Below are 13,040 nucleotides of genomic sequence, written 5' to 3' on the forward strand. Positions count from 1 at the left end.
TCTGAAATAACTTCCATGACCGAAACTTCTTCTCGCAAAGTCCTCATCACTGGCGGCACCGGGCTCATTGGCACCCGCTTGGCCGAAATGCTGATTGACAGCGGCTACGAAGTGGCTTTGTTGAGCCGCGAACCTGCCAAAAGCAACCACTTCCGCAGCTTCCGCTGGGACCCGCAGGCGGGCACCATCGACGAGGCGGCCGTGCCCTATGCCGACTACATTGTGAGCCTGGCCGGCGCCAGCGTGAGCGACGGCAAGTGGACCGATGAGCGCAAGCGCGAGATTATGACCAGCCGGCTGGGCGGGCTGAAGCTGCTGACCCGCGAGCTGGCCAAGCCCGGCCACCATGTGCAGGCCGTGATTTCGGCTTCGGCGGTGGGCATTTATGGCGATGCCGGCGAGCAGGTGGTGACGGAAGAAACGCCTCCCGCCCTGCCTACCAATGATTTTCTGGCCGATGTGTCGCACCAGTGGGAGCTGGCCGCGGCGCCCATTGCGGCGCTGGGCATCCGGACGGTGATTCCGCGCATTGGCGTGGTGCTGAGCACGGAGGGCGGCGCCCTGCCCCAGATTGCCAAGCCGGTGAAGCTGGGCGCGGGCGCGGCCCTGGGCAGCGGCAAGCAATACATGTCCTGGATTCACTTGGATGACATCTGTCGCCTGTTCATCGCCATGCTGGAAGACCCGGCCTGGGAGGGCACTTATAACGCGGTGGCTCCCTACCCCGCCACCAATCAGGCTTTCACCGAGGTGCTGGCGCAGGTGCTGCACCGGCCGCTGATTCTGCCCAAAGTGCCGGCCTTCGGGCTGAAGCTGGCGATGGGCGAGATGAGCGAAATCGTGCTGGCCTCGCAGAACGTGAGCGCGGCCAAGGTGCTGGCGCGGGGCTTCCGGTTTGAGTATCCGGAGCTGCGCGGGGCGCTGGAGGCGCTGTATGGAGGGGAGTAAAAGTCAGCCAATGCATCCGGAAACACGTTTAACGATGCGTTTCCTTTCCCTCTTAGCAATTCCCCATGCCTGCATTACCCGACCTTGAGTTAGTAGCCGAGAAAGTCCACGAGTCTTGGATGAAAACCAAGCAGGACCAGGGCGTGACCACCCGCCAGAGCGAAACCGGCGAGGAGCTGATGGTGCCTTATGCCCAGCTCAGCGAGCCGGCCAAGGAGCTGGACCGCATGACCGTGCGGACGGTGTATGCGGCCATTGAAGCGTTGAGTAGCTGAGGTGACGAGGGTGAAGAGTAGTTTCGCTTATGCGCATTGTCTTTCTACTTGCCCTTTTCCTGCTTAAAGCAGTTTGCTCATGTGCCCAATCGATGCAAACCCGTCCACTGACTGAGCTTATTAATACCCAAGACCCGGGCTGGCCGTTGGTGCAGGGCTGGATTGCAGCCGCGAAGAACAAGGTGCAAGTATTGCCCAAAACGGCGGCCCGTGCCGACAGCGCCTTACTGGCAGCACAGGTAACGACCCGTTCGCCAATGGGCGCGGTGGTTCACGAAACGGGCGGCATCCTCGTGGATAATGGCTGGCTCCGCATCCTGGGTTCTGGTTCGCCGGGCCTCGACCGAGACCTGATGGGTTGGAACAAGGACAAGCAGAAAGGGCTTCTGCTGATTGCCGATGATGCATTGGGAGGCTTTTTTGCGGTCAATGGCGGCGCTTTTGGACAAGCTACGCTCGGCAAAATTTATTACCTCGCACCCGAAAACCTGGAGTGGGAGCCGCTAAACAAAGGCTATTCTGATTTTTTGGTTTTCTGCTTTTCCGGCGATTTGGAAAAGTTTTATGGCAAGATGCGTTGGAAAGGCTGGCAGCAGGAAGTAGCCAGTCTCAATGGCAACCAAGGCATCAGTTGTTACCCTTTTTTATTCACCACAGAAGGCAAGAAAATCAATAAGGTTATGCGGAAACCAGTGCCCATCCAAGAGCTTTGGATGTTCAGCAACGACATGCGCCAGCAACTCGGGATTCACTAGCGCCGCAAACTATCCGGCACGCCGCCGCCGTTGTTCATCTGCTCCAGCAGGTTGTCGGCGGCGATGGTATCGACGGCCACGGCGCGGCGACGCGGCTCCGATTCGGACACGCAGGTGTACTTCTTGTTGATTTTGACGGTGGGCTTGGGGAAGTGGCCGGGCGTGTAGCCCAGCTCCTTGTCCTGGTAGATTTTCTCCATGAACTTGCCGAAGATGGGCAGGGCCGTGCGGCCGCCCTCGCCCTGCTGCGAGCCCACGAAGTGGATGCTGCGGTCTTCGCCGCCCACCCACACGCCGGTCATCAGGTCCTTGGTCATGCCCATGTACCAGCCGTCGGAATAGTTGCTGGTGGTACCGGTTTTGCCGCCGATTTGGTTGTCGTTTTTCCACAGTTCGTAGTCCCAGAGGGCCTGGGAGGTGCCGCCGGGCTCTTCCATGCCGCCGCGCAGCATGTAGGTCATCAGCCAGGCGGTTTCGGCCGGGATGGCGCGGTGCTGCACGGGGTCGAACTGCTGGATGACGTTGCCGTTGCGGTCCTCGATGCGGGTGACGAGGCGCGGGTCGGAGCGGAAGCCGTTGTTGAGGAAGGTGCTGTAGGCGTCCACCATTTCGTACACGCTCACGTCGCCGGCCGAGCCCAGGCCGATGCTGGGCACCGGCAGCAGCGGCGAGGTGATGCCGACTTTGTGGGCGTACTTGGCCACGTTTTCCCAGCCCACTTTCTCGGTCAGCTGGGCCGTCACCGAGTTCACGGAGCGGGCCATGGCGTGGCGCAGGGTCATGTTGATGCCGGTGTATTCGCGGGTCACGTTGTCGGGCTTCCACTCCATGGGCTGGCCGTTTTCGACGTAGTTGATGGTCACGCGCTGGTCCCGAATGCGGTCGCAGGGCGAGTAGCCGTTGTCGAGGGCCGTGAGGTACACGAAGGGCTTGAACGTGGAGCCGGCCTGACGCCTGCCCTGCTTCACGTGGTCGTACTGGAAAAAGCGGAAGTCGAGCCCGCCCACCCAGGCCTTAATCTGGCCGGTGAAGGGGTCCATGCACATCATGCCCGATTGCAGGAAGTGCTTGTAGTAGGCCAGCGAATCGAGCGGCGACATCACCAGCGTGGTGTCGTTGTCGTCGTGCTTCCAGGTGAAGACTTTCATCGGCCGCTTGGCGTTCAGGGCCGAATCGAGGCGCTGGGGCTGGTTGCGGTAGCGGTTGGCGAGACTCTTGTAGCTCTCGGTGCGCTTCATCTGGGTGAGGATGAAGTCGGGGATTTCTTGGCCTTTCTCGTCCACCCAGGGGTTGGAGCCGCGGTTGCGCCAGAAGTTGTCGAACTGGCGTTGCAGGGCCTTCATGCGCTCGTGCAGGGCTTCCTCGGCGTGGGCCTGCATGCGGGAGTCGATGCTCAGGTAGATTTTCATGCCGTCGCGGTACATGTCGTGGCCGGTGCTGTCGCACCAAGCATCCACAAACTGGCTGATGGCGCTGCGGAAGTAGGTATCGGGCCCGTCGATGTGGGGCTCGACGTGGTAGTTGAGCACGATGGGCGTGGCCTTGAGGGCCTTGATTTGGGCGGCGGGCAGCACGCCGGCCTGGCCCATGCGGTCGAGTACCACGTTGCGGCGGCGCAGGGCGGCGGCCGGGTGGAACTTGGGGTTGTAGGCCGTAGGGTTGTTGAGCACACCCACCAGCATGGCGGCTTCCTCGGGCTTGAGGCTGTCGGGCGAGGTGTGGAAGAAGGTTTTGGCCGCCACCTTGATGCCGAAGGCGCTGGAGCCGTACTCCACGGTATTGAGGTACATCCGCAGGATTTCCTCCTTGGTGTAGCGCTGCTCCAGGTCCACGGCCGTGAGCCATTCCTTGGTTTTGGCCACGATGGTGCTCACCACCGGAATGTAGCCCAGGGCGCCGCGGCTCTGCTGGCGGCGGATTTTATACAGGTTTTTGGCGAGTTGCTGGGTGATGGTGGAGCCGCCGCGCTTCTCGCCGCGCAACGACGAAAACGCGCCGCCCACCACGGCCTGCAGGTCGATGCCCGAGTGCTCGTAAAAGCGCACGTCCTCGGTCGCAATCAGGGCCTTGATGAGCAGCGGCGACATCTGGTTAAGGGCCACCGGCGAGCGGTTTTCGCGGAAATACTTGCCGATAAGCACCCCATCAGACGTATAGATTTCCGACGCCTGCTCCACCTTGGGGTTCTCCAAATCGGCCAGGCTGGGCGACTTGCCGAAGAGAAACATGAAATTGGTGCTCACCAGAAACGGGTACACCAGAAACAGGATGACGACGAGCCCGAACAGCACCCAGGCCCAGCTGGCCAGCCGCAGAGGCCAGCGGCGGCGGCGCGGTTTCGGTTTGGGGGCTGAAGAGGCAGAAGAGCTTGTCGGTTGGGAATCGGCCATGCGAGGCAACAGAGTGGGAAGCGGAGCCGAAGCTCCGCCGCGAAGAACAACAAATATACCGGTTCATGGCCCCAAAAATCAGCACCAAGCCATACGGAAGCGAAACGGTGGGGGGCGGCTAGCGGCGCTGCCGGCCGGCCAGGATGGCTTGGTGGTGCACGTTGCGCCGGGCCCGGGCCTTGTTGCGCTGCCAGCGCCAGCCCAGCTCAGCCAGCGCCAGCAGAATGAAGCCCAGCCCCAGGAAGTAGCTCCAGTGCAGCATGCGCACCTGCCCCCGCGTGGGCGCCTCCAACTCCTTGAACAGCAGCAGGCCCCACAACTCATCGAGCAGCGTGAGCACCCACACCACGCCGGCAAACACCCGCCCTACCCGGCCCAGCGCCAGCTGCCAGTGTAGCAGGTAGAGCGTGAGACCCGGCAGCGCCGACAGCAGCACCAGCGGCTCTTCCTGCACCAGCGGCAGGCCCAGAAACACAATGCTGAGCGTTTCCTTCAATACCTGCGCGGCGGCCAGGCCACGGCCCAGGCGCGAAATTTTCGGGATGGAAGGCAGCGGGTGTAGGTGCGTCGTGGGCATAGCGCGGGCAGAAACAGAGGCCAATACGCTGCCAAGATAGGCAACCGCCGCTAGTAGCGGCGCAGCATGACGCGGCTGGCCTGGCAGCGCCAGGTGAGAATCACGATGAGCAGGCCTTTTACGGAATCCAGCAGCAGGTTGTCGGGCTTGCCGAAGGCGTAGTAAATCCCGATGCCAATGCCAATCCACCACAGTCCCAGCACGTAGCACCACGTAGCGTAGCCCCGTTGGCGCTGCCACACCTGCACCAGCGCCACCAGTGCCACCAGCGACACAAACCCCAGCAGCCAGCCCACGATATATGTCAGAAAAGTGGTTTCGGGGCCGTATTTCACACCGAACTGCGTGAGGGTGAAAGCCGGTGCGAAGAACGCGCCGCCCGTCAGCGCCACCTCAAGGAGCAGAGCGATGGATAACACAACCAAAAGCAGCGTACGGGCCATGAAGCAAAGGCAAGCGTGAAGCCGGGCCGGGCCTTTCTCAGACGTGGAAAGCCCAACGGGCCGCCAAGCTAAACAAGAAACTTGGATTCGTTACTATTCAGCCGTCAACTCGCTTTCGCCATTGCGCGTGCTGACTAGCTGTAAATCGGCGCATTGGCAATGCAAATTCGCCGCTATTACCGGCCCGTCTTCTTGTTTAGAATCAATTTTTTTATAGCAAAGCTCCTATTAAAGGCGGCCACCTGTCTCCTGTTTGCTCACAGCTTTTCGCTCTGGCCTCAGCCGTAGCTCAGAAACGCCGCTCGCAGGCCGCTGAGAAACGACAGCAGCAGCGTGACCAGCGCCACGCCCAGCCCCAGAGCCAGCGAAATGCAGCCCAGCGCAAACCGCAGCCAACGCGGCCCGCTGTAGCTGATGGGCCAGCGCAGCAGCACGCCGATGGTTTGCAGCCCGCCCGCCAGCAGCAAAAAGGTCAGGGCTACCCAGGTCCAGAACACGGCCTGCGGCGAGTTGCGCCAGATTTCCTGCTCGAACTGCAGATTCAGGCCGGCCAGCGCAATGCCCGCGCCCGTGAGCCACAGCCGGGGCGGCACCTCCGGCCAGTAGGGCAAATAGTGCCGCAAATGGTGATGTAGCATAAACAAGCAAATGGAGAAAGCGGAAAGCAGAGCTGGTACCAAGGCTTACTTCGACGACCACAGCAACATGAGCTGCGTGAAGGCCAGCAGCAGCAGGCCCAGCAGCACCACCGTGGCCGGCAGTACGCCGCGCACCAGGCGCTGCCACCGCACATCGGGCGTGGCGCCCCGCTCCTGCCAGGTGAGCAGCACGCCCAGGGCGGCCACGTCGCCGATGCAAAACAGGATACCGAGAAAAGTGAGGGCGAACTGGGGAAGGGCATTCATGGGGAGAGGGTGAGATAGTTGGGATGGTTATTTCAGCGCCTGGGCCGTTTGCCAATTGGCGTAGGTGAAGCTTTGCCAGTCGGTGGGGGCAGCGTAGGCGGCGCGGGCGTTGGCCAGGGCAACATCGAGGCGGCGCTGAGCTTCGGCGGCGTCGACGACCTGGTAGGTGCCGTACTCGGTGTCGGCGGTGAGTTGGGGCACTTGGTTGAGCACGGCGCGGCGGGCCTGCAGCGTGGGCAGCACCCGGTCGGGCATGGTAAGCAAAAAGCCGATGTCGATGCTGCGGAAGCGGGCCTGCAGGTTGTATTCAGCCATCCAGACTTCCCAGTTGCCGGCGGCCAGCAGCAGTAAAACGGTGTACACGGCCAGTGCATTGAGCCGCACGAGGCTGTAGGCCGAGCGGCGCTGCCAGATTTTGAGCAGCACCGTGCCCAGCCCGAAAAACACCAGCAGCAGGAAGAAACACACCCCAATGCGCTTGTAGGCCACCCCGCAGTGCAGAATGTAGTAGTAGTTGCGCAAACCCACCGACACGGCCAGCACCGCATTCTGCACCACCCACACCGTGGCCCCGCCGCGCAGCCAGGGCAGGCCGGGCTGGTAAAAATTGAGGTTGCGGCGGAAAAACCACAGCACAATGCCCATGGCCAGCAAGATGCTGAAGATGAGCACATACGTGCCCTCGTGCACAAACTGCATCAGGTTGAAGCCCGGCGCGGGCTCGAAGCCGAACCACAGCCAGCGGATGTCGATGGCGTTCACCACCAACAAGAGCAGGTTGACGAGGCCGAACACCGCCGCCGCCGCGTAGAATTCCTTGCGCAAGTCCAGCGCCCGCCGGGTTTTCAGGCGGAAGTCGGGCCGGCGCACGCCGAAAGAGGCCACCCCATCGCGCTGCCGCCGGATAAACTCGCCGAAGCGTGATTCGTGGTCGGCAAACACGTAGACCGGCACCGCCACCAGCACCCCGGCCACCAGCACGAAGCCCACGCCCACGAACAGCAAATGCGCCAGCGAAACATCCGGAATCAGCCGGGCCAGCCAGCTGCCCAGCAGTGCCAGCGCCCGCCCGCTGATACGTTCATACTCCGGATTAGCCACCGCGAAGAGCAGGTGAAACGCACCCAGAATGACCAGCGGCACCACCAGCAGCCGGCCGTAGAACCAGCTTCGGCGCACGCCCGCGCCACCGTGGCGCGGTGCCCGCAGCCCGCGCAGCACCCGCAGCCAGGCTTGCGCCACGCTGTTGGTGGCCGTTAGCACCGCGTAAAGCACCAGTTTCAGGTGGGGCTGGTTCACGTAGCCCAGCAGCAGCAGCACCGAGGCCCAGCAGGCCAGCGCCGCTGCGCCCGAGCCGTACACGGCCATCATGCCGCCGCTGAACAGTGTGCCGGCCACCGCCAGCCAGAAGTAGCCCGAGCGGCGCACCGCCGCCATGCGTGGCAACAAAAGCAGTTGCGCCACCACTACAAAAAGCGTGAAAACGAGCATGTTTACACCGCCCTTCTCCTGCCAGAACAGCCAGTCGAACAGCACCATGCCCAGCGGCAGCAGCACTTTCTGCGCCTTGGTGAGCGGCGGGTGAGGCGTGGTGGTAGCAAAAGTTGCCGCTGAGGCAGCAGCGGGCCATTGGGCCCCGGGTTGAAGGGAAGTTTCCATCAATTAAAACGCTTTGTATTTCAAAGTAGATTTTCAAAAAAATTAGCCGTGCGGCTATGGGTCGAAGGTCTCAAGACCGTCATGCTGAGCTTGTCGAAGCATCTCTACCGCTTCGTTCTGACGTTACGCCTCACCCCCGGCCCCTCTCCCCAAGGAGAGGGGAGCCTGACGAAGCGGCAGAGATGCTTCAACAAGCTCAGCATGACGTTCAATTGGCGGGGGCACTGTTGCTTGGGTGATGCCCGGCTCATGTTTCATTACATCCATCAACTCGCTTTCCTGGCGTAGTGCCAGAGTGCCGCCGGCTTGCTGCATGCGTTCGAGGCGTGCGTACTCGGCCGCAATGGCCGCGCCGAAGCGCCCAACGCTGTAGCCGCCGGCCTGGAATGTGCGCCGGCTGGCCGTGTACACCACCAACGCCGTGCCCGCCATCAGCCCGCGGTAGAACTGCCGCCACAGCCACTTAGCCAGCCGGCCGCGCCCAAACGACCACTGCCGAATGGCCACGCAGTGATACACTAGGTGCATTTCCTCATCGAGCAGAATGCGCCGGCAAATGCCCCGCAGCAGCGCCGACCCCGTGGCCTGGCGCAGCGCCCGGTAGTAGACGGCGGCCACTACTTCGGCGGTTAGAATCACGCGCACCATGTGCTCCAGGCCCAGCGGCCGCCCCAGCGTGCGGAAAACCTCGTGCAGCCAGTGCGTTTGCAGCTGCGGAATGTGCTGCTGGTCCATAAACCGCCCCAGCATGGCGGCGTGCCCCTCCTCTTCTTCGATGAACAGCTGCATGGCCGCCGCGTAGTCGGGCACACCGTACTGCCGGGCCAGGTCCAGCAGGTGGTCGCCGCCGGTACCTTCGCCGCGCTGGAAGGTTTGGAGGGAGGTACGCACGGCGCGCTGCTCGGCTGGTGTAAGCGGCTGGGCGTCATGCCAGGGCAGCCCGGCGGCGCTGCCGCGGTTGGCCTGGAAGTAGGTTTTGACGTCGGTGAAAGTCATGTGATTGAAGTGAGCGTTTGTTGTTTAAAAATCCCCCCACCCCACGCTGCTTCCGCTCGAGTCACCGGAAAGCGCTATCCATATCAGGGTTCCAAAGGCAATGCCGAGGACAGACAAAACGAACGCCGCCGTGAGGAGCAGCAGCCACAATCCTCCCACGATGTTGATGGATAGTCCAGCCTTGTTGTCGGACCAAAGGCGCCACCCAACTTTAATGGCGCGTTTCCACATTAGGATGCAGACCAGCCCGGCTGCGGCAAAGACTGAATACATACCATCATCACTCTTCCACAGCCACATACTACCCCAGCTGAACAGGTTAAAAACAACTACACAACTAGCCGCCCAGCACAAGCTGCTGACCAGCCATTGCGGCAAGGTTACGGGTACTTCGAAGGGGTTACGCATCAATAATCTGTCTATAAAAAGCTTGCAAATCCTCAGTCAGCCGATGCTCTCACTGCTGCAGCACCGGCAGTGGCAACAGCATCCCGGAATCACTCGCCGTCGGCGTCAACGCTCCCGGGCCAGCCTTCCCGTCCTTGCCGCGCACCTTGCTCAGAATGGCTTCCAAGAGCGGGCGCATCGAGTCGAGGTGGCGCGACTTTATCATGAAATTCCAGAGGGGCTCGAATTTTTTCCAACCGCCGGCATAGGCGAAGTGCTTGAGCTGGTGGCGCAGGGTGTCGTGCACCAGGCTGGCTTTGGTGATGTTGGCCCAGGAGTAGAAGTCGCGGTAGGCGCCATCGTAGCCCTCCTTGAGTTGGCGGACCGTCAGGTGCGGGCCCGGCTGGCACACCACGGTGCGGGTGTCGTACTCGTTCCAGCGGCGGTGCAGCAGGCGGCCCTCAGCCTCCATGCGCTGGAAAAGGGCCGTGCCGGGGTAGGGTGTGGCAATGTGGAAGGTGGCCGTGGTGATGCCCTGGCCCACCGCCCAATCCACGGTGCGCCGGAACACATCGGGCCGGTCGTCGTCGAGCCCGAACACGAAGCTGCCATTCACCATGATGCCCAAATCGTGCAGCCGCTGGATGGCGGCGGCGTAGTCGCGGCCCAGGTTCTGAGGCTTGTTGCTGGCTTTCAGGTTCACCGGGCTCAGCGTTTCAAAGCCCACGAACAAGCTGCGCAATCCCGCCTGCGCCGCCTTTTCCAGCAGCCCGTTGTCGCGCAGAATACTGTCCACCGTGGCGGCTCCCTGAAACAGCCGCCCCATGCCGCGCATGCCCTCAAACAGCCCCGCCGCAAAACGCGTGTGCCCCAGCAAATGGTCGTCGAGGAAGTACAGATGCCGGCCGGGCAGGCGGTCGATTTCGGCCAGTGCGTCGTCCACGGTCTGGGTGTAAAAGCCCTTGCCGCCCTCAAAAAAAGCGTCTTTGTAGCAGAAGTCGCAGTGGTGCGGGCAGCCGCGCGTCACCACAATGGAGTTGGGCACGAGGTAGCGCTCCCGCTTAATCAAATCGCGCCGGATGGGCGGCACGCCCACCAGTGTGCGCCCCGCGCCCGACACGTAGCGCGGCCGGGCCCGCCCCGCCTGCCAGTCGCGCAGAAACGCCGGGAATATCTCCTCGCCCGGCCCCAGAAAGATGCTGTCGGCGTGAGGCGCGGCTTCCTCGGGCAGGCTCGTCACGTGCAGGCCGCCCAGGCACACGTAGGCGCCGCGGGCGCGGTAGTGGTCGGCCAGCGCGTAGGCCCGGTAGGCATTCGTGATGTACACCTGGATGATGACAAGGTCGGGCGCATCGTCCAGGCGCAGCGTTTCCACGTGTTCGTCCTGCATATCGGCTTCCCACTCGCCCGGCAGGTAGGCTGCCAGCGTGGCCAGCCCCAGCGGCGGGAACAGCGAGTACTTGATGGGCCGCCAGTACGGGCTGGTGGCTTCGGTAAGAGCGGGGAGAATGAGTTTTACTTTCATTTTAAAGAACTTTGCATTTCAAAGTTTATGGACAAAAAAAGAGAGCTAACTAATTCTGGCTGTCATCCTGAGCGGAGCGAAGGACCTTCTCACGACCGAATTACCAGACATAGTTATGGCTTGATAAGGTCCTTCGCTCCGCTCAGGATGACAGACGGCCTACCCCCGCAGCAGCTTTTCCAGCGTGGCGAGGTGCTGCTGGAAAGCCACTTTGCCGGCGGCGGTGGCGGTGTAGGTGGTGTTGGGTTTTTTGCCCACAAACTGCTTGCTGACCAGCACGTACTCGGCTTTTTCGAGGGCGGCCACGTGGCTGGCGAGGTTGCCATCGGTGAGGTCGAGGGCTTCTTTGAGGTCGTTGAAGCTTACGGATTCGTTGGCCATCAGCACAGCCATCACGCCCAGCCGCACGCGGTGGTCGAAAGCCTTGTTGAGGGTGTGGATGAGGTGCTTCACGAAGAGACGACAGGTTTGGCAGCCGCGCCCGGCCGCTCGTAGCGGTTATACATCACCAGGCCATAACCGATATGGCCCAGGCCGAAACCGAGCGCAAAGAAAAGCAGCCCGTACTCGGGCAGCAGCATGCACACCAGCCCCAGCCCGATTTGCGTCACGCCCAGCCAGCGGATTTCGTCCAGCGTGTACTTGCTGGCGTTGAGCAACGCAAGACCGTAGAAGACCAGCAGGCCCGGCATCACCATGGCCACGTCGGCGCCCAGGTACAGGCGCAGGCAGAATAGGCCGCCCGCCACCAGCGGCACCGCCAGGGCCACGGCCAGCCGCCGGCCGGGGGCGCTCCACAGCTTCTGGCCGCCGTCGTGGGTGCGGCGCCGGGTGAAGTAAAACGCCACCAGCACCGCCAGCGCAATCATACCACCCGTGAGGAACAGCAGGCCGGGCAACTCCCGCTGCCGCGCTTCGGCCGAGGAGTGCAGCAGGCGCGCATAACCGCCCACCACGGATTCATCCTGAAAGGCACTCTCCAAGAACCGCATACTGAAGGCCGTGCCCAGCAGCGCCACCACGCCAGCCCCTACCCCGCTCAGGCCGGAGAGCGACAAAAAGCGCGAGCTGCGCTCCATGATGGCGCGGATTTCGGTGAGTTGGGCTAATGGGTCGGGGTTGGCAGGCTTCATAACCATAGAAGTACTTTGTAGTGCAAAGCTAACTTAAACGACCAGATTTTTCGTTATTTGGGTAAAGTTTTTTTAGTCGTGAGCCGCGCACACAATTCCTCCTTGGCCACTACGCACTGGGCCCGGGCTACTGCGTTGGGTTTCTTGTATCTGATACCCTGCGCAATGGTGGCGACGCTGGCCTACCTGACGTGGGGCAACAATGGCTATCTAACGACGAATGTGCCGCTGAGCACCTGGGTTACTTCTGGTGGCATCACTTTGGCGGTGTATACAATGGGGGCCGTATTCTGGAGCAGTATTTTCCTAGGCATTCCGGCAGCTCTGGTCGGCTTGCTGAGAATTTGGCCTATGAACTGGTTGTTCAGGCATTGTCTAAGCGACCCGGCGGGCCCCGATATGGTGGGCTTACTGTTCGGCACCTTGGTCATTTTTGAGACTCCGGTAATACTGCTTGCCTTTTTCATCAGCCCGGCTCGTTGGTATCCAATTAGCAATGGGATGCTTTGCCAGCTTGCCAGCTTGCCCTGGCTGTGTGCTTCGCTTCAAACGGCTTACAAAATGATGCAGGCCCAAGAAGCCCCGCAGGACGAGCCAACCCTTTAGCGCCAGACAAGCGCGCCGCAACTGAGCGCTCAGAGCCTTGCCGTGGTGTCCAGCAGCCATTGGTCCGGGAAGGCGAATCATTAATGGCTGTTTTTAGGCTAGCGACCAATTGGTTTGCGGCGCTACTACTTATGTAGCTGGCGCCAACTGCACCCATTTGAAAAAGCCTGGCTTTGCCACAATTCTCGGACAATGCAGTCATCCAATCGGGCGTTATCCATCCGACAGCATCTGACGTCATTTCCCAAAACAGGAACCCTCTCGGAAATTAAGTTTAGATACAAAATTCGATATTTTTCAACGTATTGATTTTCATTACGCAAACTTCACAAAGTCGCAATAGACCAAGCGTCCCAAAATGGCCGGATTATTCCCAAAAATATAACAACAACTACCGCAAACCGCTCATTTACAGCGCACCGTAAATCAGCCTGCTCAAAA

The 13,040-nt window shown here is 61.3% G+C and carries 15 protein-coding genes; 4 read left to right on the top strand and 11 right to left on the bottom strand.

Translation table 11 applies throughout. The annotated features are described in order from the left end of the window. The first annotated feature begins 15 nt into the window (after positions 1–15). The 3 genes from Q4S41_RS14840 (at position 16) to Q4S41_RS14850 (ending at position 1,978) form a co-directional block, all read left to right on the top strand. The gene (locus tag Q4S41_RS14840) at positions 16–948 is read left to right on the top strand and encodes a TIGR01777 family oxidoreductase (protein WP_305031904.1); all 933 of its coding nucleotides are present in this window, start codon (positions 16–18) and stop codon (positions 946–948) included. Between the two features lie 65 nt (positions 949–1,013). Continuing rightward, positions 1,014–1,223 carry a RyR domain-containing protein gene (locus Q4S41_RS14845; protein WP_305031905.1) on the top strand — a complete coding sequence of 70 codons (210 nt, stop codon included), beginning with the start codon at positions 1,014–1,016 and terminating at the stop codon, positions 1,221–1,223. 29 nt (positions 1,224–1,252) lie between these two features. Continuing rightward, a complete protein-coding gene (locus tag Q4S41_RS14850) occupies positions 1,253–1,978 on the top strand; it encodes a DUF2625 domain-containing protein (RefSeq protein WP_305031906.1) in 726 nt (241 codons plus the stop codon). Here the strand turns inward: Q4S41_RS14850 and Q4S41_RS14855 are convergent. The 11 genes from Q4S41_RS14855 to Q4S41_RS14905 form a co-directional block, all read right to left on the bottom strand. Continuing rightward, positions 1,975–4,368: a penicillin-binding protein 1A gene (locus Q4S41_RS14855; RefSeq protein ID WP_305031907.1), complete on the bottom strand. Its 2,394-nt coding sequence runs from the start codon at positions 4,366–4,368 to the stop codon at positions 1,975–1,977. The two genes, Q4S41_RS14850 and Q4S41_RS14855, sit on opposite strands and share 4 nt — an antisense overlap. Before the next feature lie 118 nt (positions 4,369–4,486). Continuing rightward, entirely contained in the window at positions 4,487–4,945 is a 459-nt protein-coding gene (locus tag Q4S41_RS14860) for a hypothetical protein (RefSeq protein WP_305031908.1), read from the bottom strand. 50 nt (positions 4,946–4,995) lie between these two features. Beyond that, on the bottom strand, positions 4,996–5,388 hold the full coding sequence (locus tag Q4S41_RS14865) for a hypothetical protein (protein ID WP_305031909.1): 393 nt from the start codon (positions 5,386–5,388) through the stop codon (positions 4,996–4,998). Positions 5,389–5,666: 278 nt separating this feature from the next. Next, on the bottom strand, positions 5,667–6,026 hold the full coding sequence (locus Q4S41_RS14870; protein ID WP_305031910.1) for a hypothetical protein: 360 nt from the start codon (positions 6,024–6,026) through the stop codon (positions 5,667–5,669). A gap of 45 nt (positions 6,027–6,071) precedes the next feature. Further along, positions 6,072–6,293, bottom strand: a complete 222-nt coding sequence (locus Q4S41_RS14875) for a hypothetical protein (protein ID WP_305031911.1) — start codon at positions 6,291–6,293, stop codon at positions 6,072–6,074. A gap of 27 nt (positions 6,294–6,320) precedes the next feature. Then, positions 6,321–7,952 carry a DUF4153 domain-containing protein gene (locus tag Q4S41_RS14880; RefSeq protein WP_305031912.1) on the bottom strand — a complete coding sequence of 544 codons (1,632 nt, stop codon included), beginning with the start codon at positions 7,950–7,952 and terminating at the stop codon, positions 6,321–6,323. Between the two features lie 123 nt (positions 7,953–8,075). Next, the gene (locus Q4S41_RS14885; protein ID WP_305031913.1) at positions 8,076–8,948 is read right to left on the bottom strand and encodes a ferritin-like domain-containing protein; all 873 of its coding nucleotides are present in this window, start codon (positions 8,946–8,948) and stop codon (positions 8,076–8,078) included. Positions 8,949–8,972: 24 nt separating this feature from the next. After that, entirely contained in the window at positions 8,973–9,356 is a 384-nt protein-coding gene (locus Q4S41_RS14890) for a hypothetical protein (protein WP_305031914.1), read from the bottom strand. Positions 9,357–9,405: 49 nt separating this feature from the next. Continuing rightward, on the bottom strand, positions 9,406–10,860 hold the full coding sequence (locus tag Q4S41_RS14895) for a B12-binding domain-containing radical SAM protein (protein WP_305031915.1): 1,455 nt from the start codon (positions 10,858–10,860) through the stop codon (positions 9,406–9,408). A 159-nt stretch (positions 10,861–11,019) separates the two neighbouring features. Further along, a complete protein-coding gene (locus tag Q4S41_RS14900; protein WP_305011587.1) occupies positions 11,020–11,313 on the bottom strand; it encodes a winged helix-turn-helix domain-containing protein in 294 nt (97 codons plus the stop codon). Continuing rightward, positions 11,310–11,993, bottom strand: coding sequence for a hypothetical protein (locus Q4S41_RS14905; protein ID WP_305031916.1), 684 nt, complete (start codon positions 11,991–11,993; stop codon positions 11,310–11,312). The genes Q4S41_RS14900 and Q4S41_RS14905 overlap by 4 nt, the downstream gene beginning before the upstream one ends. Before the next feature lie 165 nt (positions 11,994–12,158). On the opposite strand from Q4S41_RS14905, the gene Q4S41_RS14910 reads away from it, so the two are divergent. Next, positions 12,159–12,599, top strand: a complete 441-nt coding sequence (locus Q4S41_RS14910; protein ID WP_305031917.1) for a hypothetical protein — start codon at positions 12,159–12,161, stop codon at positions 12,597–12,599. The last annotated feature ends 441 nt before the right edge of the window (positions 12,600–13,040 follow it).

This window comes from Hymenobacter convexus, assembly GCF_030580955.1.
GTDB lineage: Bacteria > Bacteroidota > Bacteroidia > Cytophagales > Hymenobacteraceae > Hymenobacter.